Here is a 22,896-nt window from a genome sequence, read left to right as displayed (position 1 = left end):
AATCAGGCATTCATTCAACCAAATCCGATTGAATTTCAGCAAGAGTTTGCTGTTCCTGACGGACTTTCTGTTCCTGCAAATTTACGTCTCTTAATTGTTCCATTAATTCATCCATCCGATGCCCCATTTCTTGTGCGAGGACATTTACCTTATCAATCTCTACCGATTGGTCGATGCCCTCTTTTTCGAGGTATGCTGCTGCATTGCGGTATGCTTGAAGTTCCGTACTATGTTGATTGAAATATTCCATCTTTTGATTTAAGGGTTTTGCTGCATACTCAATTCCTTCACTGGTGAATTCGGAACCGAGGGCATCTTCGGGGACCCATGCACCATCCAACACTGCGGCTCGGTACAGCACCTGTCCAGTCGCTTTTTTTACTTTGGTTTCGATACCTGCCACTTTCAGCTTATCCGCAAAGTCCGCCATGCCGGTTGCCGAGCCAAGGATAACTGTAATTGTTTCCCGCAGGTATTTTTGCTCTTGTGCATTGTCGGACAGTCGAGCGCAAATACCGGCATAGGTAAATGTATCAGTATCAGATAGGCTATTATCCCGGACAGATCGACCCGCACCCTCCAGCAAATAGCTCATATGCTTACCGCGAATTGTAGGTGTGATTTCCAGTCCTTTTGCCATAGAAAGAAACTGACTATAATCCGTTGCCCGCTCCAAGCAAAAATTCAGCCTCTTTCGGATTTCCGTCCGGTTGGATACAGATTTCTTTTTCCCTGCGTTTTCAGGATACAGTTGCCCAATCTTTTGTGGATCATCAATCACGGATAAATGTGCTTCCATGCACAAGCGGTCAGAAATATCCCGTATCTGACATGCCGTGCGGTAAGGCACCGTTCGCAGTTTCTTATAGTCGTAAAAGGAAACTGCATTGAGCATGATGTGGTTATGGATATGACCTTTATCAATGTGGGTCGCCACCACATACTCGTACTTGCCGCCTGTGTATTCAAATGCCAGTTTCTTCCCCAGCTCATGCGCCTGCTCAGGCGTGACAGCATCTTCTGGAGAAAAAGACTGTATCAGGTGATAGGCAAGATTTGTGGAACGCTTTCTTTTCAGATTTCGTGCCTCGTGTGCAAGTACCGCAGTCATTTCAAAGTCGATAGAAGCTGTTTGAGGCTCACAATTATAGCCTGACACCAGCATCTGACCGTCGGTCTTGTCCGGGTTTTCAATATAAGCCAGTGCCTTGCCGAGAGTAGATTTTGTCGCGTGGATTTTTGTTATAGCCATAGAAGCTCCCTAAAAGAAAAATGCCCTATGTGAAATGAGTCTCACATAGGGCATCTGCCTGTAATTATTGTTTTGTTGATTCCGCCTCCATCATAAGGCGGTCAAAATCGCTTTGGTACTGCCTGTCCTGTATAACGCGGTACTTTTCAAATTCACTTTCTGCGAAAGCCTTTGCGATTGCCGCTGTAACCTTTCCTTTATCTTTTAGAATTTCGGCATCGTTGAATTGCAGGAAAGCGTCCAGTTTCTCTGCCCAGTCCTGCATCGTCATAGGAATATGCCGCCGTGCTTGGCGCGTTGCATAGTCAAGGTACATTGTTACAATCTCATTCAGTTCTTGTAACTCATCTTGCTGCAAATAGTTCTTTGCAACAGAAACATCGGCTTTGACTATCTTCCCGTTGGGGGCATTCTTCCATGAGGTCAACCCCATGTGGTCTTTTGTGTGGTCTGCCCGTTGCACAATGACTTCTGCGGCAGTACTGCCATGAACAGCGTAGTGCATTTTATTCTGAACGGTTGCAAAAAAGTCTTTGGTCGTTTTGCTGTCTACCGAGTAATCTACGGCAGTAGCATAAATATCCGTAATTTTCTGGTAAAAGCGGCGCTCGCTGGCGCGGATTTCCTGTATTTCGGAAACCAAATGGTCGAAGTAATCTTCATCAAAGATTTGCCCATTAATAAGCCGATCCTTATCCAGAACATATCCCTGCCGGGTAAATGTATCCAGCACTTTGGTTGCCCATTGACGGAATTGTGTGGCACGGGTGGAATTGGTGCGGTAGCCAACAGCAATAATGGCGGGCAGGGAGTAGAATTTGTAGTGATAGGTCTTGCCATTATCTGCAACTTGTGCAAATTTTGCACAAGTTGTACTTTCGGATAATTCATTTTCCGCAAAAATATTCCGCAGATGTTTGGCAACAACACTGCGGTCAACATCAAACAGTTGTCCGATGCCTTTTTGCGTCAGCCAGACCTCGTGATCCTGAACGCGAACTTCTATGCCATCTGTCTCTGAATCTTTCGTGAACACAAGAAAATCTGCTGTGCTGTTACGAACATACCGTTCTGTGCCTGCCATCGCTGCTCTCCTTACATCAGTACAATGTAAGAATAGTATATCATGCTTTTCAATAAGAGCAAAGCCCATTTTCACGATTTCCCATACAAATGGACTTATCTCTCATCACGTTCATTTTCTTGTGTATCATGCTGATGTTCCTCTCCCATGCATTTAGCATACAATTCTGGCGTGCATTTGAGAGTAATCGGCTTCGGATATAGCTCAAGGAAAATCAGGGGTGAGTGATATTTTTTCTCATATTTTGTAATTTGACTATCCGTTAAACTTATCAGATCTTCGCCACCGTCTCCGCATATCAGAAACGGACCTGCGAAGAAATCCGTTGGACCATATAAGCGGTTCGGTGGTATCACCTCATTGCTTCCGCGCAGAAATGCACAACTACATAAACAAAAAAGCAGAGAGTCATCCGTAAGAGGATAACTCTCTGCTTTTTTGTAAAGCCTTTTCTGCACAAGTTTGGTGTCAATGTGGTGTCAAATCCGCCAAACCGGGTTGATAAAAGGCGTTGAATCAATGCTTTTTAGTCAATGGGCTTCATCGTGGGGAACAGCAGAACATCGCGGATCGATGCGCTGTCGGTCAGAAGCATGACAAGACGGTCGACGCCGAAGCCGAGACCACCCGTCGGGGGCAGACCATACTCCAGCGCGTTGACATAGTCATAATCGACCTGTGCCCGGCACTCCGGCTCGATGGCCTTGCGCTCGGCGACCTGGCGCTCGAAGCGGGCTTTCTGGTCGATGGGGTCGTTCAGTTCGCTGAACGCATTGCCGTACTCGGTGCAGTCGATAAAATACTCGAAACGCTCGGTGAAAGCCGGGTCGCCGGGCTTGCGCTTGGCAAGCGGGCTGATTTCGACAGGGTAGTCGTAGATGAACGTAGGCTGAATGAGCTTGTCCTCGACAAAGGCGTCGAAGAACTCAGCCAGGATAGCCCCCTTGGTCGGGACTTCGGGCAACTCCACATGGTGCTCCTTGGCGGCTGCGATAGCGTCCTCATCAGTCTTCCAGTCGTTGAAATCAACACCGGAATACTTCTTGACGGCCTCGACCATGGTCAGACGCTCCCAATGGCCCATGTCGATCTGCTTGCCCTGGTAGGTGATTTCCAGGCTGCCGCAGACCTTGAGGGCCAGGCGCTTATACATTTCCTCGACCAGATCCATCATACCGTGGAAGTCGGTGAAAGCCTGGTACAGCTCGATGGTCGTGAACTCGGGGTTATGCTTCGGGTCCATGCCCTCGTTGCGGAAGATGCGGCCGACCTCATACACGCGGTCCATACCACCCACGATCAGGCGCTTGAGGTACAGCTCGGTCTCAATGCGCAGCACCATGTCCATGTTCAGGGTGTTGTGGTGGGTGTAGAAGGGGCGGGCAGACGCACCGATCTCAAACGGGGTCAGGATGGGGGTGTCGACCTCCAGGAAACCCTTCTCGTCCAGGTAGGCACGGATCTCCTTCAGAATCAGGCTGCGCTTGACGAAGGTGTCCTTGACCTCGGGGTTGACGATGAGGTCAACATAGCGCTGACGGTAGCGGGCCTCGCGGTCGGTCAAGCCGTGGAACTTCTCGGGCAGGGGAAGCAGGCTCTTGGAGAGCAGGGTCAGCTCACTGATGCGGACGGAAATCTCGCCCATCTTGGTGCGGAACACTTCGCCCTTGACGCCGATGATATCACCGATGTCCAGCTTTTTGAAAGCGGCATAGGCCTCATCGCCCAGCAGGTCGCGCTTGACAAAAATCTGGATGTCGCCCTTCTGGTCGCGCAGATGGGCAAAGCTGGCCTTACCCATGACGCGCTTGGACATCATGCGGCCGGCCAAAGAGACGATCTTGCCGGTCTCGGCTTCGGCAGGCAGGTCGGCAAACTCCTGTTTGAGGTCGGCCGAGTACGCATCCTGCGCATATTTTGTGATTTCAAAGGGGTTGTGACCGGCTTCGCACAGGTCAGTCAGCTTTTGGCGGCGCACGGCGGCCTGCTGGCTGATTTCCTGCTCGGTCTGGGGCTTATTCTGCTCCATGTGAGATCGTCCTTTCGTGATTTTTTGATTTCAAATGCTTACTTGGAACGGGAAACTTCCAGCAGCTTGTAGGTGATGATATTGCCGTTGGGCAGGGTGACATTAAAGCTGTCGCCGACTTTGCAGCCGATCATGGCAGCGCCAACCGGGCTCTCGTCGCTGATGCGGTTCAGGTCCATATCCGCCTCGGTGGAGCCGGTCAGGTCGTACTCCTCGGCGTCCTCCAGGTCATCGCCCTCGGCCAGAATCTTGACGTGCATACCGATGGAAGCAGTGTCGTTGGACAGCTCACTCTCATCCATGATGCGGGCCAGCTTCAGGGTGGCCTCCAGGTCGGCGATACGGGCCTCCACAGAAGCCTGCTCCTCCTTGGCGGCATCGTACTCGGCATTCTCGCTCAAATCGCCGTAGCCGCGGGCAACCTTGATCTTGTCAGCGACTTCCTTACGTTTGACGGTGCGCAGGTTTTCCAGTTCCTGCTCCAGTTTATTATAGCCCTCGCGGGTAACGACAACTTCTTTAGCCATAGCAGTGTCTCCTAACGTAAAATGGATAGTAAAAGTAGTGCGGCACCAACTGGGGAGCCGCACCAACTTAGATATTATATAGGTTTAAATAGGATTTGTCAAGTCACAGCGTCATTTATCCAGCTGCAGCAGGCCAACTTTGCGGTAAACTTTGCTGACGGTGCGGTTGGCCAGGCGGGAGGCACGCTCGGCACCGTTCTTGAGCACCTCATCCACATAGGTTTTGTCGGCCAGAATACGGCCATACTCGGCCTGCACGGGGGCCAGCGCATCGGCGGTGACTTCGGCCACAGCCAGTTTGAAGTCGCCATAGCCCTTGCCCTCAAACTCGGCGGCGATCTCATCGTTGGACTTGCCGGTAAAGGTGCTGTAAATGCACATCAGGTTGGACACGCCGGGCTTCGTCTCACGGTCAAAGCGGACAACGCCGTCGGAGTCGGTCACGGCGCGCTTGAACTTGCGCACGATAGCGTCCTTGTCGTCGGTCATCAGGATGAAGCTGTTGACGTTCGTGTCGGACTTGCTCATCTTTTTAGTCGGTTCGGCCAGCGACATGATTTTCGCGCCGGCGGCAGGGACGTAGCCCTCCGGCAGGGTGAAAGTGTCGCCGTAGATGCCGTTGAAGCGGCCTGCGATATCGCGGGCAATCTCCAGGTGCTGGGTCTGGTCCTGGCCCACGGGAACGAGGTCTGCGTTATAAATCAGGATATCCGCCGCCATCAGCACAGGGTAGGTGAACAGGCCGCCGTTGACGTTGTCGGGGTGCTTGGCGCTCTTGTCCTTGAACTGGGTCATGCGGGACAGCTCGCCGAACTGGGTGTTGCAGGCCAGCACCCAGGAAAGTTCTGTATGCGCCGGGACATGGCTCTGCACGAACAGAACGTGCTCCTTCGGGTCGATGCCCACGGCCAGCAGCAGTGCGGCCAGCTCACGGGTGCGGCGGCGCAGGTCGGCAGGCACCTGGCGCACGGTCAGGCTGTGCAGATCGGCCACCATGTACAGGCAGTCATAGTCAGATTGCAAAAGGGCCCAGTTGCGCACCGCGCCGATATAGTTGCCCAGAGTGGGCGTGCCGGTGGGCTGAATGCCCGAAAGAATGCGTTTGCGTTTTTCTTCTGCCATAGTACTCTATCTCCATTCGTTATAAATCAATTTTTCAATGCAAGGGAAGAATATGCTTTATTCGTATTCCGTCGCCGCCGCCATCGTGCGCATCCAGCGCAGAGCAGCCGTCTCAACGGCAGACACCTGCATGGGATATACGGTGATGCCATTGACCGCCTTCCTTGCCGAACCGTTCTCCCACGCAAATTTTCACGCAGGACTAGGCAGTTCATGTGTTTTCGTGTACAATATAGAATATAATCAAACAGAAGATATTTGTCAATGTTTTACACCCCTGAAACTGATAGTTTTATGTGAAGGAATGTTACAGCTATGGTCAAAATTCTATTCGTCTGCCACGGCAACATCTGCCGCAGTCCGATGGCGGAGTTTGTGATGAAAGATTTAGCCGCCAAGGCCGGGGCAGGGGAGCGATTTGTCATTGATTCCGCTGCCACCAGCACCGAGGAGATCGGCAACCCGGTCTACCCACCGGCGCGGCGGGAGCTGGCGGCCCATGGCGTTGCCTGCGGGGCGCATGCGGCGCGGCAGATGACCCGGGCCGACTATGACAAATATGACCTGCTCATCGGCATGGACAGTGCCAACATCCGCAATATGACCCGCCTCTGCGGCGGAGACCCGGCGGGCAAAATCCACCGCCTGCTGGACTGCACTGACCGCCCCGGCGACGTGGCCGACCCCTGGTACACCGGGGATTTTGCGGTCACCTGGCGGGATGTACTGGACGGCTGCACGGCGCTTCTGGAAATGCTGACCAATAAAAAATAGACAAACCGGCCAACAAGTGCTATAATGAAGCTACCTTTGAATATGCACCAACTACAATCCGAAAGGAACGTGTGAATAGAATGGGAAAATATTTCGGTACTGACGGCTTCCGCGGCGAGGCCGGTGTCAACCTGACCGCCGACCACGCCTACAAGGTAGGCCGCTTCCTTGGCTGGTATTACGGTATGCTGCGTCAGCGCAACGGCGAGGCGACCGCCCCGCGCATCGTCATCGGCAAGGATACCCGCCGCAGCTCCTATATGTTTGAGTACAGCCTCGTCGCGGGCCTGACCGCCAGCGGCGCGGACGCCTACTTGCTGCACGTCACCACCACCCCCAGCGTAGCCTACATTGCCCGTGTAGACGACTTCGACTGCGGTATCATGATCTCCGCCAGCCACAACCCTTACTATGACAACGGCATCAAGCTCATTGACTGCTACGGCGAGAAAATGGACGAAGAAACGCTGCTCCTGGTTGAGGCTTACCTCGACGGACACCTGCACGTTTTCGACCAGGATTGGCCCGAGCTGCCTTTCGCCAGCCGCGACAAGATCGGCTGCACGGTGGACTATGTGGCAGGCCGCAACCGCTACATGGGCTACCTGATTTCCCTGGGCATCTACTCCTTCCGCGGTGTCAAGGTCGGCCTGGACTGCGCCAACGGCTCCAGCTGGAACATTGCCAAGAGCGTGTTTGACGCTCTCGGCGCGGACACTTACGTCATCAACAACAAGCCCAACGGCCTGAATATCAATCTCAACGCCGGTTCCACCCACATTGAGGGCTTGCAGAAGTTCGTCGTTGAGAACCACCTTGACATCGGCTTTGCCTACGACGGCGACGCCGACCGCTGCCTCTGCGTGGATGAGAAGGGCAACGTCGTCACCGGCGACCATATCCTGTACATCTACGGCTGCTATATGAAGGAGCGCGGCAAGCTCATCACCAACACGGTCGTCACCACCGTTATGTCCAACTTCGGCCTGTACAAGGCTTTTGATGCGCAGGGCATCGACTACGCCAAGACCGCCGTGGGCGACAAATATGTGTATGAGTATATGGCGAAAAACGGCTGCCGCATCGGCGGCGAGCAGAGCGGCCATATCATCTTCTCCAAGTACGCCAGCACCGGTGACGGCATCCTGACGAGCCTGAAGATGATGGAGGTCATGCTGGCGAAGAAGAAGCCAATGAGCGAGCTGGCCGCCCCACTGAAGATTTACCCGCAGGTTCTGGAAAATGTCCATGTCACCGACAAAAAGGCCGCACAGGACGACGCAGACGTCCAGGCGGCCGTCAAGGCCGTGGCCGAGGCCCTGGGCAGCACCGGCCGTATCCTGGTCCGTGAGTCCGGCACCGAGCCGCTGGTTCGCGTGATGGTCGAAGCTCCCGAGCATGAGACTTGCGAAAAGTACGTCGCCCAGGTCGTGGACGTCATCAAGGCCAAGGGTTACGCCATCTGAATTTGAACCCTGCATGAAGCTTTGCACCGCGCTGTTGAAAAGGCAGCGCGGTGTTTTTTGGTGGAATTGAAACGTTTCCCTTGCAATGTGTCTCTCCACCTGCTACAATAAATTATATTATTTGTAAGGAGCGATCACCCATGAACTGGCAGCAGGCGTGTGAACTGCCCTATTACGGCGGCAGCGACCTCGGTGCAAATCCTGCGGCGGAGGAAACTGTTTTCAAGCTGTGGGCACCCACGGCCTGCGGGGTCGTAGTCTGCCTGTATGCAACCGGCACCGATGCCGAGCCCGGCGCCGGGGAGCGCGGCGTGCATGAGCTGCACCGCGAGGCCGACGGCGTGTGGGCCATCACCCTGCCGGGCAACCTGCACGGAACCTACTATCTCTACCGCGTCTACTTCCCGGACGGCCGTATGCAGGAGGTCGTGGACCCCTACGCGCGCAGCGCCGGTGCCAACGGCCAGCGCGGCATGGTGCTGGACTTGACCCGTGCCGCCCCCGAGGGCTGGGACGCAGACGCGCGCCCCGCCATACCGCCCCACGCCCGCAGCGTGTGGGAGGTGCATGTGGCGGACTTCTCCGCCGATGCGCGCAGCGGTGTGCGCCCCGAATGGCGCGGGAAATTCATGGGCTTTACCCAGCCCGACACCACGCTGGACGGTGACGGCGCGCATCCGACCTGCCTGAACTACCTGAAGGGGCTGGGCGTCAGCCATGTGCAGCTGCAGCCGATCTTTGACTACGCCACCGTGGACGAAACTCGCCCTGACGGCGGCTACAGCTGGGGCTATGACCCCCAAAACTACAATGTGCCGGAGGGCAGCTTTGCCACGGATCCGTTCCACGGCGAGGTTCGCGTGCGCGAGTGCCGCGCCATGGTGGCAGCCCTGCACCGCGCGGGGCTGGGCGTTATCATTGATGTGGTCTACAACCACACCTATTACAGTGAAAGCTGCCTTGAGCGGACAGTCCCCGGCTACTGGAACCGCCGCTGGCCCAACGACAGCATGACCAATGGCTCCGGCTGCGGCTGCGACCTTGCCAGCGAGCGCCCCATGGTGCGCAAATTCATCGTGGATTCGGTGCTGTACTGGGCCAAAACCTACCACATCGACGGCTTCCGCTTTGATCTGATGGCGCTGGAGGATGTGGACACGATGAACGCGATCCGCGCCGCGCTCGACAGCCTGCCCGGCGGCGAAAGCATCCTGATGTACGGCGAGCCATGGATGGGCGGCGGTACGAATCTGGAGGGCGGCGCACGCCCTGCCGACAAGCGCGCACTCGATGCGCTGAGTGACAGGATCGGCTTTTTCTGTGATGATACGCGCGATTGCATCAAGGGCAATGTCTTTGATGCCGCCAACGCCGGCTATGTCAACGGCGCGCCCCAGCACGGCTATGATGTCATCCACTCGATCAGTGCATGGCACAATGGTGCGCACGGCTTTTGGCCACGGCGCGCCGGGCAGGTGGTGCAGTATGTCTCCGCCCACGACAACTATACCCTGTGGGACAAGTTGGCCGCCGTGGCCCGCCGCGGGGATTATGACTGGCCCGATGCCGACATGCTGGCGCAGAACCGCATGACGGCAGGCATCTACCTGACCTGTCAGGGGCTTCCCTTTATGCAGGCGGGCGAGGAATGGGGCCGTACCAAGTATGGCGACCACAACAGCTACAAGGGCCCTCTCAGCACAAACCGGCTGGACTGGGCCCGCGCCCACCGCCCGGAGTTTGCTGCGCTGACGGCCTTTTACCGCGGTATGCTGGCCATCCGCCGCGCCTACCCGCGCCTGAGCGGCGCGGCAGGGGAGCCGGAGCCGTTCCTGCTCGCGCTGCCGGGATGGCTCATCGGCTTTGTGCCGGAGCATGACGACACTGCTGCCAAGGGTCAGCTGGCTGTCTACTACAACCCCGAGCGCACCCGCCAGTGGGCCAGCCTGCCCGCCGGTACCTGGCGCAAGCTCAGCGACGGCGTCCACGCCGGGGTAACACCCTTTGGCCCCCGTTTCCGTGATGCGTTGGAGCTGGCCCCCACGAGCGTGACGGTGCTGGTAGCGGAATGAGATGCATTGGGAGAGGGTTGACCTCTCCTTTTTTTGTATCCCGGTAGGGGCGGGGCATGCCCCGCCCTCAACCATCCCGTAAATGTCCGTTTTCCATTACGCCGAGGGCCGGGCATGCCCGGCCCCTACCGTGTGGTTTGTTCACAAATTATCCATTTGACAGATTGTCCGATTTTCCGTATAATTATTCTTATACGATTTGTAAAGAATCCTGCATCTGCTACGATTTGTTTACCCACCGCGGACAAAAAAGAAAAGGGAGGCCATCAACCATGAGCGATTACGCAGCCATCGAAAAGGAAGCCCGCATTTTTACCGAGGAATGTGTCACCAACAACCGCATTGATCCCACGCTGTTTGCCCAATACGACATCAAGCGCGGTCTACGCGACAAAAACGGCAAGGGCGTACTGGCGGGCATCACGAACATTTCCCGCATCGACGCCTTTGAGGAGCGCGACGGCCAGAAGGTTCCCTGCGAGGGCAAGCTCTGGTACCGCGGCTACAACGTCTATGACCTGATCCGCGGTCTGCGCGGCAAGCGCTATGCGTTTGAGGGCGCGGCCTATCTGCTGCTGCTCGGCGACCTGCCGAACAAAGAGCAGCTCGAGAACTTCACCGCCTGCCTTGCCAAATGCCGCGACCTGCCGACAAACTTTGTGCGCGACGTCATCATGAAGGCCCCCAGTCACGACCTGATGAACTCGCTGACCCGCAGCGTGCTGACGCTGGCCAACTACGATGACGACATCGGCAAGACCGACCTGCAGACCCAGCTGGAACAGTGCATCAAGCTCATCAGCGTTTTCCCGATGCTGGCGGTCTACGGCTACCACGCCTACAATTACTATGAGTGCGGCGGCAGCATGTACATCCACCGCCCCGACCCGAGCCTGTCCACGGCGGAAAACCTGCTGAAGATGCTGCGCCCCGACCAGAAGTACACCGACCTCGAGGCCCACGTGCTGGACATTGCCCTGCTGCTGCACATGGAGCACGGCGGCGGCAACAACTCAACCTTCACGACCCGCGTCGTCACCTCGTCCGGGTCGGACACCTACTCCGTCATCGCGGCGGCGCTTTCCAGCCTGAAGGGCCCCAAGCACGGCGGCGCGAACATCAAGGTCATGCAGATGATGGACGACATCCGCGCCCACGTCGCCGACCCGCTGGACGAGGAGGCCATGGCTGATTATCTGGGCCGCATTGTGGACCGCCAGGCGTTCGACCAGAAGGGCTTGATCTACGGCATGGGCCATGCGGTCTACTCGCTGAGCGACCCGCGCGCGGTGGTGTTCAAGAGCTTTGTCCACCAGCTGGCCGACGCCAAGGGCCGCAGCCGCGACTTTGAGTATTACAACACGATCGAGCGGCTGGCCCCGCAGGTCATTGCCGAGAAGCGCCATATTTATAAGGGTGTCTCGACGAACGTGGACTTCTACTCCGGCTTTGTGTATGACATGCTGGGCATCCCGGTGGAACTGTACACGCCGATCTTTGCCATTGCGCGTATCGTCGGCTGGTCCGCCCACCGCATGGAGGAGCTGGTCAACATGGACAAAATCATCCGCCCCGCCTACCAGAGCATCATGCAGCCGCGTGACTACGTCCCGTTGGAAGAACGCTGAAAATAAAACCGGGAAGTGCCGTTTTGACGCTTCCCGGTTTTGCTTATCGGTGGATATACATACGGGTCATCTCATCCTCACCGTCGCCCTGCACCATGCACAAAAACTCCCAGCCGTATCGCTCATAAAAGCCCTTCCATAGAAAAAGAGAAGCACTTTCCCATGTTGGAAACCGCGCTTCTCTTTTCTGCTCTCTTAGTAGTTGCTGCTCTTCAGCTCAAAATAGCTCTGCGGATGGGCGCAGACCGGGCACTTGACCGGCGCGTGCTGGCCGATATAGACAAAACCGCAGTTGCGGCACTGCCAGACCTGCTCGGTCTCGCGGGCGTAGACCTTGCCAGCTTCGATGTTGGCGGCCAGGGCCTTGTAGCGCTCTTCGTGGTCCTTCTCGATGGCGGCGACCATCGTGAACAGGGCCGCAACCTGGTTGAAGCCCTCCTCCTTCGCCTCGGCGGCCATGCGCGGGTACATCGAGGTATGCTCCTCGTTCTCGCCCGCGGCGGCCATCTTCAGGCAGGTCAGCGTGTCGGGGATCTCGCCGTTCTCCATCAGGAGTTTGAACCAAATTTTGGCGTGCTCTTTCTCGTTGTTGGCGGTCTCGGTGAAGATGGCGCTGATCTGCTCGTAGCCTTCCTTCTTGGCCTTGGATGCAAAGTAGGTGTACTTGTTGCGGGCCTGGCTCTCCCCTGCGAAAGCCTCCCACAGGTTTTTCTCGGTCTTGCTGCCTCTGAGTTCCATAGTGAATACCTCCGTTTTAAATTAGGATTTGTTCTTAATTTTCTTCTATTATACCATAAGAAGTGCGTATGTCAAGTCAAATATCGGAAACAACTCTTGTGTATTTTGCCCAAAACGTTGACAAATCATCCAAAATAGTGTACCATCTGAATAGGAGTTAATCTTAAATCCCTAAAGGAGGTCTGCCCATGACCCGCCAACGCGCCCTGATACTGGACATTATGCGTGAAAAATGCCCCGAGCATATGACCGCTGACGAAATTTTCAGCCACGCGCGGCAGGCCATGCCGCACATTGCCCGCGGCACCGTGTACCGCAACCTAAAGCTTATGGAGCTGGACGGCGAGATCGGCCACCTGGAAATGCCGGACGGCCCCGACCGCTACGACGCCAACCCCAGCCCCCACGGCCATCTGCTGTGCGAAAGCTGTGGCGACCTGGCCGACCTGCCGGTGGTGGGGCTGATCCGCGATATTGAGTCCGCCATCGGCACCGAGGTACGCGGTTACACGCTGACGATCCGGTATATCTGCCCCAAATGCCGCGCTAAAAACGCGCAGTGACCCTTGCCGCCCAACCGTGGGCGGTATTTTTGTAAAAGCGAGGTTGGTACTTATGGCAAAGCAGCGCGACCCTGTATTAGATAGTATGCGCGGCATCGGCATCGTGCTTATGGTGCTGGGGCACTCGGGCTTTCCCGGCACCGGTTTTATCTATCTTTTCCACATGGCACTGTTTTTTATGCTCAGCGGGTGGCTTTTCAGCCTGCGGGGCGGGCTGGTACATTTTGCCAAGCGCAAGGTGGTCACGCTCTGGCTGCCCTTTGTGCTGGCCAACACGGCGTTCACGGTGCTGAACAACCTGTTCCTGCGCCTGAATATTTTAACCGGGGATGAGCGCATTCTGGCGCTGCCCGGCAATATCGTCACCACGCCCACAACGCTGAAAGACATCATCGGCCGCACGGCGCACTGGTGCGTGTTTGACGGCGGCACCCAGCTGGGCGGGGCGCTGTGGTTCATCCAGGCGCTGTTCCAGATTTCTATTTTGTACGCTGTCGTGGAATTTTTGCTGCAGAAGCTGCTGCGCGGCGGTGATACACTGATTGCCCAGGGGCTTGTCTCCGGCGTGCTGCTCTGGGTGGGCTGGCGCTGTGGTCTGGCTGGGTGGAACGTCTGGGGGCTTGGCATTGCGGCCAGCTGTTACAGCCTGTTCTACCTGGGGACCGTGCTGCGCTGCACCGCCCGCAGCGACGTCAAACCGCTGCACCGCGCCGGGCTGGCTGCTGCCGCGTTTGTGCTGCTGGCCGTGCTGGGGCAGTTTGGCTCCGTTGGCCTGGCGGGCAACGGCTACCCCGGGCCGATTTTCCTGCTGGCCGCCAGTCTGGCGGGCTGGGTGCTGGTGCGGCAGGCCGCGTGTCTGGCGGCGGCATGGCCGAAATTCAGCGCCGTGCTGGCCTACCTGGGCCGCGCCACAATGCCCATTGTCATTTTGCATTTCTTGAGCTTCAAACTCGTGACCTGGCTTGGGCTGCTGGCCACCGGCGGCGAGCCGTACCTGCTGGCCGCGTTCCCCACCTATTTCACCGGCGGCCTTTGGTGGCTGGCGTATACTGTGGTTGGCCTGGCTTTGCCGCTGGCAGGGGATTGGGTTTACAAGAAAGTGCGGGAAGCCTTCCCCCTTGGGGGAAGGTGGCCGAAGGCCGGATGAGGGGCGGCTTTGCCTTGCCGCCCCATAAGGAAACGCACCCCTCATCAGTCCGCTTCGCGGACAGCTTCTCCCTCGGGAGAAGCCAAAGCGCCAAAATTTTCGAGCCCTTCGGGGCTCTTTTTTGATATATTTCCGCCTCCATCGGCGTTATAAGGGTGAAAGGAGGTCGAGCCTATGCAGACTGAACAGGACCTGGAAAAACTCGTACATACCCACACTGCCGCCCTGCTGCGCTACTGTACCGGCCTGCTGGGGTGTGAAGCCGATGCCCAGGACGCCGTGCAGAGAACCTTCATCAAGGCATGGCAGCAGCGCCGCACCCTGCGGGGCGACGGCACCGACAACGAATGCGCGTGGCTCTACCGCATCGCCTACCGCACCGCGCTGGATATGCTGCGGGCAGCCCGCCGCGCGGCCAACTACCCAACGCCGGAACCGCGGGAACAGGACCCAGGCATCAGCGACGAACTGCGTACCGCGCTGGCCGCTCTGCCGCCGCTCGACCGGGCGCTGGTGTTGGAGCGCGTGCTGGACGGCCTGGACTATGCCGCGCTGGCACGCATCCACGGGCGGCCCGCCGCCTACCTGCGCACACGCTATCACCGGGCCAAAAAACAGCTGGCCTCACGATTGAGAGAGGGGGAGCACCATGACGAATGACCGCGATGAAGAATTTTTGCGCACGAAGCTGACTGACGGCCTGCACCCGGCCGAGGTCGATCTCTGGCCCGCCGTGGCCGAGGCTCTGCCCAACGCCCGCCCGGCATGGCCCTGGCGGCGTATCGCCCTCTGCCTGGCTGCGCCGCTGTTGATTGCAGCCGGGGTACTGGCGGGCACAGCAGAATTTACGAACCTGCGGGAGAACCCGCGCCCCTCCTTCGCGCCCGAGGCGAACACCGGGTATGCCATAACGTATGAGCGGCAGTATTTTACGCTGGATAGTGACTTACTGGCGGGGCTGACGGCAAACCACAACGGCGAGGTTTCCGCCGACGGCTGGTTGCCGATGAGCTGCGGCATCAACGGATTTTTGCACCTTCCTGATGAGGACGAGATGAACCGCTATTCCCGCGCAGTGCGCGGCTACGACAGTTGGGGCGAACTGACCGCTGCGGCCGACTTGCCGCTGGCACAGAACGCGCTGCTGGATACCGAAGCCAACAATTTTGCCGCCGTCTCGCTGTATCCGTCGGGCATGATCGAGATACCCGAAGAATACGACGGCCGCCCCTACACGCCGAAAGCGCAGGAATACCCGGCCGGGCTTATCCCCGTTGGGCACGGTGAAACGCCGGACAAGCTCTACCTGCGCACCGGCGCGCGCCATGGCATCTACGATGTGGAAATGATGGCTGTCGTCTATCTGGGCGACGCCGCGCCGGAGACCGTGGCCCAGCTCTACCGCCAAAAGAGCGCCGGGCTGACCTGGGAATGCGAAAGCTACCCAATGGCAAACGGCAACACTGCGCTGATTCCGCACTGCACCAGCAACCCGAACTCGATGCCCTATGTGCAGTCCAGCGCCTATTTTGCGCAGGATGGCATTTTGTATCAGGTTTATTGCCGCCCACACACGGACGGCCTGGATTACAGCGTCAAGCAGGAGGATATCTGGGCCGAACTGAAGGTGGTGCTGAATGGGTTTACATAATACGCACCTGGAAAACCTTGCAAAAAACGCTTGACAACTGTGGGATATCATGCTATATTGTTAGCGTTAGTTAAAGCTAACCGTAGTGAGTTTCCCTTTAGGAACCATAGCCCGCACAGTGCGGTTCTCTCCCCGTGCTGTGCGGTTTTATGGGGGCTTTGGTTAGCGTATGCTAACTATTGCAGAGGATAAGGAGCCGTCTCATGGCAGAACGTACCCGCGTTACCCCCAGCCCGCGCAGCTTCGCCTGCGATTTGGCAACCTTGTGTGCCCCCACGCTGGCCGGGCTCAAACCCGCCAGCCTCTTCCGCTACCAGCCCGCGCCCGGGCAGGACGCCGCCGACATGGCCGCCGCTTGGCACGCAGCGCTCGCGCCCCGCGGCGTCACGGTGCGGGTGCTCAAGCAGTGTCCGCGTACCGGGGCCGTGCTGGTCTATGTTTACCGCCCCGCGCGAGTGGCAAGACTGCTGGCAGACCCCCGCACGCTGGACTTTCTGGCAGGGGAGGGGTACGCCCTCGGCACTGCGGACGCCCTGCTGAATCAGCTGGCCGACCGGCTGTGCTGCGAGGGGGAATTCCCGCACGAGATCGGCGTTTTCTTAGGCTACCCGCTGGCGGATGTCATCGGTTTTATCGAGAATCGCGGTAAAAACTTTACTGCCTGCGGCTACTGGAAGGTCTACACCGACCCCACCGCCGCCCAGGCAGAGTTTGACCGCTACAAAAAATGCGAGCGCATCTACGCCCGCTGCTATTACAACGGCACCCCGATCCGGCGGCTGACTGTGGCCGCCTGACGATGCACCATAAAGAATGTACAAAGGAGTAGTTTACTATGAGCAAGATCGCAGTTATCTATTGGAGCGGCACCGGCAACACCGAGGCCATGGCTGATTTGGTCGCTAATGCAGCAACCGCTGCCGGCGCAGCTGTTGACAAGTTCACCGCATCTGAGTTCAATGCTGCCTCCGCCGGCGACTACACCGGCTTTGCGCTGGGCTGCCCCGCCATGGGCGCTGAGCAGCTGGAAGAGAGCGAGTTTGAGCCGATGTATCAGGATCTGCGCAGTTCCCTGAGTGGCAAGCCTGTCGGCCTGTTCGGCTCCTACGGCTGGGGCGACGGCGAGTGGATCCGCACCTGGGCCGAGGATGCCGAGGCTGCCGGTGCCCGCATGGTCGTTGAGCCTGTCATGGCCAACGGTGCCCCCGACGGCGACGCCGAGACTGCCTGCGCAGCCCTGGGCACCGCCCTTGCCAACGCGTGATATTCTCCATATCCATCATACCTGGGGGGGGCAGCAATGCCCCTCTTCTTTTTTATGTAAAGCTTTCTCCCCTGGGAGAAGGTGGCCGAAGGCCGGATGAGGGGCGCATTTGCCATAGCAACCCGTTCATAGGCAATAACGCCGCCTAGGTAGGGGCCGGGTATGTCTGGCCCTCGCCTTACCCGCAATATCTTGCTTCAAAGAGAGGTCTGGCAAGGCCGCCCCTCATCAGCCCGCTTCGCGGGCAGCTTTCCCCAAGGGGGGAAGCCTTTGCTTGCAGCATCCAAAAAGTTCCTACTTGACAATCTCGCAAAGTTAGTATATCCTAAGTTTGATTAGAAAACACTAACCCGGAGGCTATCGTATGGCAAACGTTATTATTGTTCTGATCCTGGTCGTGGCTGTTGTCTACGGCATCTACAACTATGTACATCACCTGAACCATGGCGGCGGCTGCTGCGGTGAGCATGACGCCCCCGCCAGGAAGGTCAAGGCCGCCGACACCAACAAAAGCCATTACCTGCACCGTCTGGTCATGGGTGTGGACGGCATGACCTGCCAGAACTGCCAGCGCCATGTGGAGAACGCCCTGAACATCCTGCCGGACACCCTGGCCGAGGCAGACCTGAGTGCCCAGAAGGTGACGGTCTGGACCAAGGCCGACGCCGACGAAGACGCCATCCGTCAGGCCATCCGCGATGCCGGTTATCTGCCCCTACGCACGACGGAGAAAGAGTAAACACATTGGGTATGTCCTGTCCGTAGGGGCCGGGCCTGCCCGGTTCTCAACCTTGCGGCGGCCCACAGCGTTTCGGGTTGCGGCAGATGCGCGGGCCGGATATGTCTGTCCCCCTACAACTCTACTAAAAGGAACCACAAACTATGATGATAAACAAACGCCTGATCGCCATGATGGGCGATTCCAAACGGTATATCGCACGGAATGTGGCGCTGCAATGGGTGGCGCTGTTGGCCAATATTGCCATGATCTTTGCCGTGTCTGCGTTTTTGGCGGGGCTTGTGTACGGCCAGGGCAGTCTGTCCGCCGCGCTGCTTGTGCTGCTGGGAGCGCTCGTCGTGCGGTTCTTCTGCACCCGAGGCGCGGCTTCGGCCAGCTACAACGCCAGCTGCACCGTGAAAAAGACGCTGCGCGCCGCCATCTATGAAAAACTGCTGCGCCTGGGCGGCAGCTACACCCAGGCCGTGCCCACCGCCGAGGTCCTGCAGCTGGCGGGCGAGGGCGTCGAACAGCTCGAGACCTACTTCGGCGCGTACCTTCCGCAGTTTTTCTACGCCATGCTCGCGCCCCTCACACTGTTTATCGCGCTGGCCCCGGTCAGCCTGCGGGCAGCGGTCATTTTGATGATCTGCGTGCCGCTGATTCCGGTTTCCATCGTAGCTGTGCAGAAATTCGCCAAAAAACTTCTGGGCAAATACTGGGGCCAGTACGCCGCGCTGGGTGACAGCTTTCTGGAAAACCTTCAAGGGTTGACCACACTCAAAATCTACCAGGCAGACGAAGCCCGCCACGCGGCCATGAACCGCGAGGCCGAGCATTTCCGCAAGGTGACGATGAAAGTCCTGACGATGCAGCTGAACTCCATCATCGTTATGGACGTCATCGCCTACGGCGGCGCGGCGCTGGGCATTGCCGTGGCGGCTAAAGAGTTTGCCGCGGGCCGCGTGGGTTTGCAGGGCGCGCTCTGCATTTTGCTGTTGTCAGCGGATTTCTTCCTGCCCATGCGCGCGCTGGGGTCGTATTTCCACGTCGCCATGAACGGCATGGCCGCCAGCGATAAAATTTTTAAGCTGCTGGATCTGCCCGAGGGCGATGCCAGGACCGCCGAGATCGGCACGGGCTGCGCCATTGCCTGCCGTGACCTGCACTTTGGCTACACTGCCGAAAAAGAGACGCTGTACGGCTTGAATCTCGACTTTCCCCAGGGCAGCTTTACGGCGCTGGTGGGCGAGAGCGGCTGCGGCAAATCGACGATTGCTGCTGTACTGACCGGCCGCGCAGCTGGCTACACCGGCAGCGTAACCATCGGCGGGCAGGAGCTTTCTGCCGTCAACGAAGCAAACCTTTTGAAAAGCGTGACCCTCGTCAGCCTGGGCAGCCACCTGTTCAAGGGTACGGTGGCAGACAACCTGCGGATGGCCGCACCCGACGCCGACGACGGCGCACTGTGGGGCGCGTTGGAACAGGTCAACCTCGCAGATTTCCTGCGCAGCGAGGACGGCCTGAACACTCAGCTGGCCGAAGGCGGCAGCAACCTGTCCGGCGGCCAGCGGCAGCGTCTGGCGCTGGCCCGCGCCCTGCTGCATGACAGCCCCATCTATATCTTTGACGAAGCCACGTCTAATATTGACGTAGAGAGCGAGAACGATATCATGGCGGGCATCCATCGTCTGGCCGGGCGCAAGACGGTCATTTTGATTTCCCATCGCCTGGCCAACGTCACGAAAGCGGACAATATTTACGTGCTGGATCATGGGCACTCGGCAGGACAGGGCACACACGAAGCACTGCTGGCCCATGGCGGGCTGTACGCCGACCTGTGGAACCGCCAGCAGGCACTGGAAAACTACGGAAAGGGGGCGCAGTGATGGAAAACAAACGCACGCGCGGCAATTTCAACGTCATGTGCCGCCTTGTGGGGCTGGTCAAGCCGCTGGCCCCGGTCATGGTATGCGCCGTTCTGCTTGGTGTGACGGGCTTTCTTTGCGCTATCTTTATCCCGGTTCTGGGCGTCTATGCGCTGCTGGACACGCTGTTGGCCGCCGCGCCTATTGCCCTTGGCACCGTATGTATTTTGCTGCCGATTTTGGCCGTAGCCCGCGGCGTGCTGCACTACGCCGAGCAGGGCTGCAACCATTTTATTGCCTTCAAGCTGCTGGCCCTCATCCGCGACAAGGTCTTTGGCGTGCTGCGCCAGCTGGCCCCCGCGAAGCTGGAAGGCCGCGACAAGGGCGACCTGATTGCCGTGCTGACCGCCGACATTGAACTGCTGGAAGTTTTCTACGCCCACACGATCTCGCCCATCTGCATTGCGGTCATCGTAAGCATCGTTATGGCGTGCTTTATGGGAAGTTATGCGCCGCTGCTGGGACTCTACGCCGCCCTGGCCTACGCCATGATCGGCATCGGTGTCCCGGTGGCCGCCGCCAAGGGTTCGCGCAAGTCTGGCGAGAATTTTCGTGCGGAGTTCGGCGCTCTGAACGGTTTTGTGCTGGACAGCTTGCGCGGCGTGCGGGAGAGCCTGCAATACAACGACGGTGCGCACCGCTTAGCGCAGATCAACCAGCGCACCGACGCGCTGGCCGGGCAGGAGCGCCGCCTGAAAGAGGCTGGCGGCACGGCACAAGCCGTGACCGGGGCCATCATCCTGCTGCTGGACGGCGGTATGCTGGCGCTGGCGGGGTTCCTGTGCGCGTCGGGGACCATCGGTTTTGACGGTGCGCTGGTCTGCACCGTGGCGCTCATGAGCAGCTTTGGCCCAGTCATCGCGCTGGCAAACCTCGGTACCGGGCTGCAAAACACCTTTGCCGCAGGCAACCGCGTGTTGGACATCCTTGATGAGCAGCCTGCCGTGAAAGAAGTCGTCGGCGGCAAGGACATTGTGTTTAGTGGTGCCGACGCCCGCCGCGTGATCTTCGGCTACGGCGACAGCGAGATCTTAAAGGAAGTCACGCTGCACATCCCGCAGAACCAGGTCGTGGGCATCACCGGCCGCAGCGGCAGCGGCAAATCCACGTTGCTCAAACTGCTCATGCGGTTCTGGGATACCGATTTGGGCAGGGTGGAGATTTCCGGCGAGAACATCAAGGGGATCAACACGGCGTCGCTGCGCGCAGCGGAGAGCTTTGTCGAGCAGGATACCGTGCTGTTCCATGACAGTATTGAGGAAAATGTCAAAATTGCTAACCGGGACGCGACCCATGAGCAGGTCGTGGAGGCCTGCAAAAAGGCGTCCATCCACGACTTTATCATGACGCTGCCCCAGGGCTACGACACTCCCGTCGGTGAGCTGGGCGATACCCTCTCGGGCGGTGAGCGGCAGCGCCTTGGCGTGGCGCGGGCATTTTTGCATGACGCACCGTTCATTCTGCTGGACGAACCGACAAGCAATCTCGACAGCCTGAACGAGGCGGTCATCCTGCACAGCCTGGCCGAGGAACGCGCAAACAAGACCGTCGTGCTGGTATCCCACCGGGCATCGACGATGCGCATTGCCGACACGACCTATTCGGTCGAGAATGGGAGAATGAGCTGATGGCCGACAAGAACGTTGTAGGGGGCGGTGTTCCCGGCACCCCGGAGAAAAAGCGCCGGCAGGAGAAAGAAACGGTCGGCCTGATGATCGAGCTGTACTGCCGCGGCAACCACGGCACGCCGAAAGGCCAGCTCTGCCCCGACTGCGCGGCCCTGCGGGACTACGCCGATGCGCGGGTGGACCACTGCCCGCACATGGCGACCAAGACGTTTTGCAGCGTCTGCAAGACCCATTGCTACAAGCCCGAAATGCGGGAGCAGATCCGCCAGGTCATGCGCTGGAGCGGCCCCCGGATGCTGTTCCACCATCCCGTGCTGGCGATACGGCATCTGGTGGAGACAAGGAAACAGAAGAAGGCGCAATAAATACGCACAGGGCAGGGGAGTACCTTGCCCTGTTTTGTATTGTAGGGAGCCAGCTTTGCTGGCTGACGGCGCCCGTTGTGCGCCGTCAAGCGGTCAAGACCCTTCCCTTGCAAATCCGTTGGATAATGGGACTGCCGCCGTAAACGCTGCGGGTCGGGCATGCCCGGCCCCTACGACTCTATAAATGATGTACACGGCAACACCCGCCGCCAAGCATTTACGATTTATTCAAATTTTGCAAAGGTTAGTTACTGATAACTGTGCAATCTTCCAAAAGTGTTCGCCGTGCCTAACTCACATCTTGACACCGGGAGTTAGTGGTGGTAAACTACCGACGTAAGCGGTTAGAACGTTCTAACCGCGTGCTTTCATCCAATATGTTAGCATAGGCTAATGTGTTGCAGACTTGCAAAAAAGGGGAGTGTATGGAATGCCTTTGACGATGTCTAAAGCAGGCGATACCGTTACCATCCAGAAAATCACCGGCAAGGACGAAGTCCGCCAGCATCTGGCCGAGTTGGGTTTTGTTGTGGGCGAGACCGTTACCGTTGTCAACGAGATCAGTGGCAACCTCATCATCCAGGTCAAGGAAGCCCGCATTGCGCTGGACAAGACGCTGGCCATGCGTATTATTGTCGGCTGATAAAAAGGAAATCTCAGCCACAGGCTGTTTGATTTATTGTACCTTAAGAGGAGGAACAAAGTATGAAGACTCTGAAAGATGCACAGGTCGGCGAGACCGTCACCGTTGCCAAGCTGCATGGCGAAGGCCCTGTCAAGCGCCGCATCATGGACATGGGCCTGACCAAGGGCACCAAGGTCTACGTCCGCAAGGTAGCCCCCCTGGGCGACCCGATGGAACTGACCGTCCGTAACTACGAGCTCAGCGTCCGCAAGGCTGATGCTGAAATGATCGAGGTTGAGTAAATTTCAGAAAGGG

Annotated in this window: 23 protein-coding genes; 16 read left to right on the top strand and 7 right to left on the bottom strand. The window is 57.9% G+C overall.

Annotated elements, in window-relative coordinates:
• Window positions 1-10: 10 nt before the first annotated feature.
• The 6 genes from ACZO0A_RS01190 to trpS all read right to left on the bottom strand — a co-directional run bounded on the left by ACZO0A_RS01190 (window position 11) and on the right by trpS (window position 6,014).
• A complete protein-coding gene (locus ACZO0A_RS01190; RefSeq protein WP_308132477.1) occupies window positions 11-1,252 on the bottom strand; it encodes a relaxase/mobilization nuclease domain-containing protein in 1,242 nt (413 codons plus the stop codon).
• 64 nt (window positions 1,253-1,316) lie between these two features.
• A complete protein-coding gene (locus ACZO0A_RS01185; RefSeq protein ID WP_256272996.1) occupies window positions 1,317-2,336 on the bottom strand; it encodes a virulence RhuM family protein in 1,020 nt (339 codons plus the stop codon).
• 95 nt (window positions 2,337-2,431) lie between these two features.
• Entirely contained in the window at window positions 2,432-2,692 is a 261-nt protein-coding gene (locus ACZO0A_RS01180; protein ID WP_430750593.1) for a DUF3846 domain-containing protein, read from the bottom strand.
• 170 nt (window positions 2,693-2,862) lie between these two features.
• Complete coding sequence (gene lysS / locus ACZO0A_RS01175; protein WP_486845927.1) at window positions 2,863-4,365, bottom strand: lysine--tRNA ligase; 1,503 nt, start codon at window positions 4,363-4,365, stop codon at window positions 2,863-2,865.
• Window positions 4,366-4,403: 38 nt separating this feature from the next.
• Entirely contained in the window at window positions 4,404-4,892 is a 489-nt protein-coding gene (gene greA / locus ACZO0A_RS01170; RefSeq protein ID WP_215693663.1) for a transcription elongation factor GreA, read from the bottom strand.
• Window positions 4,893-5,003: 111 nt separating this feature from the next.
• Window positions 5,004-6,014 (bottom strand): tryptophan--tRNA ligase, encoded by a 1,011-nt coding sequence (trpS, locus tag ACZO0A_RS01165; protein WP_215693665.1) that lies wholly within the window; start codon window positions 6,012-6,014, stop codon window positions 5,004-5,006.
• Between the two features lie 315 nt (window positions 6,015-6,329).
• On the opposite strand from trpS, the gene ACZO0A_RS01160 reads away from it, so the two are divergent.
• The 4 genes from ACZO0A_RS01160 to ACZO0A_RS01145 all read left to right on the top strand — a co-directional run bounded on the left by ACZO0A_RS01160 (window position 6,330) and on the right by ACZO0A_RS01145 (window position 11,954).
• A complete protein-coding gene (locus tag ACZO0A_RS01160) occupies window positions 6,330-6,788 on the top strand; it encodes a low molecular weight protein-tyrosine-phosphatase (protein WP_302376272.1) in 459 nt (152 codons plus the stop codon).
• 80 nt (window positions 6,789-6,868) lie between these two features.
• On the top strand, window positions 6,869-8,254 hold the full coding sequence (gene glmM, locus ACZO0A_RS01155) for a phosphoglucosamine mutase (protein WP_215693671.1): 1,386 nt from the start codon (window positions 6,869-6,871) through the stop codon (window positions 8,252-8,254).
• 140 nt (window positions 8,255-8,394) lie between these two features.
• Window positions 8,395-10,326, top strand: coding sequence for a type I pullulanase (gene pulA, locus ACZO0A_RS01150; protein WP_486845925.1), 1,932 nt, complete (start codon window positions 8,395-8,397; stop codon window positions 10,324-10,326).
• Between the two features lie 272 nt (window positions 10,327-10,598).
• Window positions 10,599-11,954, top strand: coding sequence for a citrate/2-methylcitrate synthase (locus ACZO0A_RS01145; protein WP_291232091.1), 1,356 nt, complete (start codon window positions 10,599-10,601; stop codon window positions 11,952-11,954).
• 195 nt (window positions 11,955-12,149) lie between these two features.
• Here the strand turns inward: ACZO0A_RS01145 and rbr are convergent, their stop codons facing one another.
• Window positions 12,150-12,692: a rubrerythrin gene (gene rbr / locus ACZO0A_RS01140; protein WP_215693676.1), complete on the bottom strand. Its 543-nt coding sequence runs from the start codon at window positions 12,690-12,692 to the stop codon at window positions 12,150-12,152.
• 188 nt (window positions 12,693-12,880) lie between these two features.
• Between rbr and ACZO0A_RS01135 the strand changes: the two genes are divergently transcribed.
• The 12 genes from ACZO0A_RS01135 to ACZO0A_RS01080 all read left to right on the top strand — a co-directional run bounded on the left by ACZO0A_RS01135 (window position 12,881) and on the right by ACZO0A_RS01080 (window position 22,883).
• The gene (locus tag ACZO0A_RS01135; RefSeq protein WP_215693678.1) at window positions 12,881-13,255 is read left to right on the top strand and encodes a Fur family transcriptional regulator; all 375 of its coding nucleotides are present in this window, start codon (window positions 12,881-12,883) and stop codon (window positions 13,253-13,255) included.
• 52 nt (window positions 13,256-13,307) lie between these two features.
• A complete protein-coding gene (locus tag ACZO0A_RS01130) occupies window positions 13,308-14,402 on the top strand; it encodes an acyltransferase family protein (RefSeq protein ID WP_302150116.1) in 1,095 nt (364 codons plus the stop codon).
• Between the two features lie 174 nt (window positions 14,403-14,576).
• The gene (locus tag ACZO0A_RS01125; protein WP_302150115.1) at window positions 14,577-15,062 is read left to right on the top strand and encodes an RNA polymerase sigma factor; all 486 of its coding nucleotides are present in this window, start codon (window positions 14,577-14,579) and stop codon (window positions 15,060-15,062) included.
• Window positions 15,052-16,053: a hypothetical protein gene (locus ACZO0A_RS01120; RefSeq protein ID WP_302150114.1), complete on the top strand. Its 1,002-nt coding sequence runs from the start codon at window positions 15,052-15,054 to the stop codon at window positions 16,051-16,053. Before ACZO0A_RS01125 ends, ACZO0A_RS01120 begins: the two co-directional genes overlap by 11 nt.
• A 203-nt stretch (window positions 16,054-16,256) precedes the next feature.
• Window positions 16,257-16,850, top strand: a complete 594-nt coding sequence (locus ACZO0A_RS01115) for a DUF3793 family protein (protein WP_215693686.1) — start codon at window positions 16,257-16,259, stop codon at window positions 16,848-16,850.
• A 38-nt stretch (window positions 16,851-16,888) separates the two neighbouring features.
• Window positions 16,889-17,317, top strand: a complete 429-nt coding sequence (locus tag ACZO0A_RS01110; protein WP_302376274.1) for a flavodoxin — start codon at window positions 16,889-16,891, stop codon at window positions 17,315-17,317.
• A gap of 364 nt (window positions 17,318-17,681) precedes the next feature.
• Window positions 17,682-18,056, top strand: a complete 375-nt coding sequence (locus ACZO0A_RS01105; protein WP_302376276.1) for a heavy-metal-associated domain-containing protein — start codon at window positions 17,682-17,684, stop codon at window positions 18,054-18,056.
• 146 nt (window positions 18,057-18,202) lie between these two features.
• Window positions 18,203-19,924 (top strand): ABC transporter ATP-binding protein/permease, encoded by a 1,722-nt coding sequence (locus ACZO0A_RS01100; protein ID WP_368043166.1) that lies wholly within the window; start codon window positions 18,203-18,205, stop codon window positions 19,922-19,924.
• Window positions 19,924-21,591, top strand: coding sequence for an amino acid ABC transporter ATP-binding/permease protein (locus tag ACZO0A_RS01095; RefSeq protein ID WP_302376280.1), 1,668 nt, complete (start codon window positions 19,924-19,926; stop codon window positions 21,589-21,591). Before ACZO0A_RS01100 ends, ACZO0A_RS01095 begins: the two co-directional genes overlap by 1 nt.
• Complete coding sequence (locus tag ACZO0A_RS01090; RefSeq protein ID WP_302376282.1) at window positions 21,591-21,956, top strand: nitrous oxide-stimulated promoter family protein; 366 nt, start codon at window positions 21,591-21,593, stop codon at window positions 21,954-21,956. The genes ACZO0A_RS01095 and ACZO0A_RS01090 overlap by 1 nt, the downstream gene beginning before the upstream one ends.
• A gap of 430 nt (window positions 21,957-22,386) precedes the next feature.
• Entirely contained in the window at window positions 22,387-22,599 is a 213-nt protein-coding gene (locus tag ACZO0A_RS01085; protein WP_215693695.1) for a FeoA family protein, read from the top strand.
• A 62-nt stretch (window positions 22,600-22,661) separates the two neighbouring features.
• On the top strand, window positions 22,662-22,883 hold the full coding sequence (locus tag ACZO0A_RS01080) for a FeoA family protein (RefSeq protein WP_215693697.1): 222 nt from the start codon (window positions 22,662-22,664) through the stop codon (window positions 22,881-22,883).
• Window positions 22,884-22,896: the final 13 nt, after the last annotated feature.

Source organism: Gemmiger sp., assembly GCF_057431175.1.
Note: the sequence above shows the minus strand (reverse complement) of the source record. Positions and strands in the feature narration are given on the sequence as shown.

Excerpts from the sequence above, each read along its gene's own strand:
- ACZO0A_RS01190 (WP_308132477.1), bottom strand. The coding sequence starts at position 1,252 with ATGGCTATAACAAAAATCCACGCGACAAAATCTACTCTCGGCAAGGCA.
- ACZO0A_RS01145 (WP_291232091.1), top strand. The coding sequence starts at position 10,599 with ATGAGCGATTACGCAGCCATCGAAAAGGAAGCCCGCATTTTTACCGAG.
- rbr (WP_215693676.1), bottom strand. The coding sequence starts at position 12,692 with ATGGAACTCAGAGGCAGCAAGACCGAGAAAAACCTGTGGGAGGCTTTC.
- ACZO0A_RS01080 (WP_215693697.1), top strand. The coding sequence starts at position 22,662 with ATGAAGACTCTGAAAGATGCACAGGTCGGCGAGACCGTCACCGTTGCC.
- lysS (WP_486845927.1), bottom strand. The coding sequence starts at position 4,365 with ATGGAGCAGAATAAGCCCCAGACCGAGCAGGAAATCAGCCAGCAGGCC.
- glmM (WP_215693671.1), top strand. The coding sequence starts at position 6,869 with ATGGGAAAATATTTCGGTACTGACGGCTTCCGCGGCGAGGCCGGTGTC.
- ACZO0A_RS01135 (WP_215693678.1), top strand. The coding sequence starts at position 12,881 with ATGACCCGCCAACGCGCCCTGATACTGGACATTATGCGTGAAAAATGC.
- greA (WP_215693663.1), bottom strand. The coding sequence starts at position 4,892 with ATGGCTAAAGAAGTTGTCGTTACCCGCGAGGGCTATAATAAACTGGAG.
- ACZO0A_RS01185 (WP_256272996.1), bottom strand. The coding sequence starts at position 2,336 with ATGGCAGGCACAGAACGGTATGTTCGTAACAGCACAGCAGATTTTCTT.
- ACZO0A_RS01130 (WP_302150116.1), top strand. The coding sequence starts at position 13,308 with ATGGCAAAGCAGCGCGACCCTGTATTAGATAGTATGCGCGGCATCGGC.
- trpS (WP_215693665.1), bottom strand. The coding sequence starts at position 6,014 with ATGGCAGAAGAAAAACGCAAACGCATTCTTTCGGGCATTCAGCCCACC.
- ACZO0A_RS01125 (WP_302150115.1), top strand. The coding sequence starts at position 14,577 with ATGCAGACTGAACAGGACCTGGAAAAACTCGTACATACCCACACTGCC.
- ACZO0A_RS01160 (WP_302376272.1), top strand. The coding sequence starts at position 6,330 with ATGGTCAAAATTCTATTCGTCTGCCACGGCAACATCTGCCGCAGTCCG.
- ACZO0A_RS01120 (WP_302150114.1), top strand. The coding sequence starts at position 15,052 with ATGACGAATGACCGCGATGAAGAATTTTTGCGCACGAAGCTGACTGAC.
- ACZO0A_RS01095 (WP_302376280.1), top strand. The coding sequence starts at position 19,924 with ATGGAAAACAAACGCACGCGCGGCAATTTCAACGTCATGTGCCGCCTT.
- ACZO0A_RS01105 (WP_302376276.1), top strand. The coding sequence starts at position 17,682 with ATGGCAAACGTTATTATTGTTCTGATCCTGGTCGTGGCTGTTGTCTAC.
- pulA (WP_486845925.1), top strand. The coding sequence starts at position 8,395 with ATGAACTGGCAGCAGGCGTGTGAACTGCCCTATTACGGCGGCAGCGAC.
- ACZO0A_RS01090 (WP_302376282.1), top strand. The coding sequence starts at position 21,591 with ATGGCCGACAAGAACGTTGTAGGGGGCGGTGTTCCCGGCACCCCGGAG.
- ACZO0A_RS01100 (WP_368043166.1), top strand. The coding sequence starts at position 18,203 with ATGATAAACAAACGCCTGATCGCCATGATGGGCGATTCCAAACGGTAT.
- ACZO0A_RS01110 (WP_302376274.1), top strand. The coding sequence starts at position 16,889 with ATGAGCAAGATCGCAGTTATCTATTGGAGCGGCACCGGCAACACCGAG.
- ACZO0A_RS01085 (WP_215693695.1), top strand. The coding sequence starts at position 22,387 with ATGCCTTTGACGATGTCTAAAGCAGGCGATACCGTTACCATCCAGAAA.
- ACZO0A_RS01115 (WP_215693686.1), top strand. The coding sequence starts at position 16,257 with ATGGCAGAACGTACCCGCGTTACCCCCAGCCCGCGCAGCTTCGCCTGC.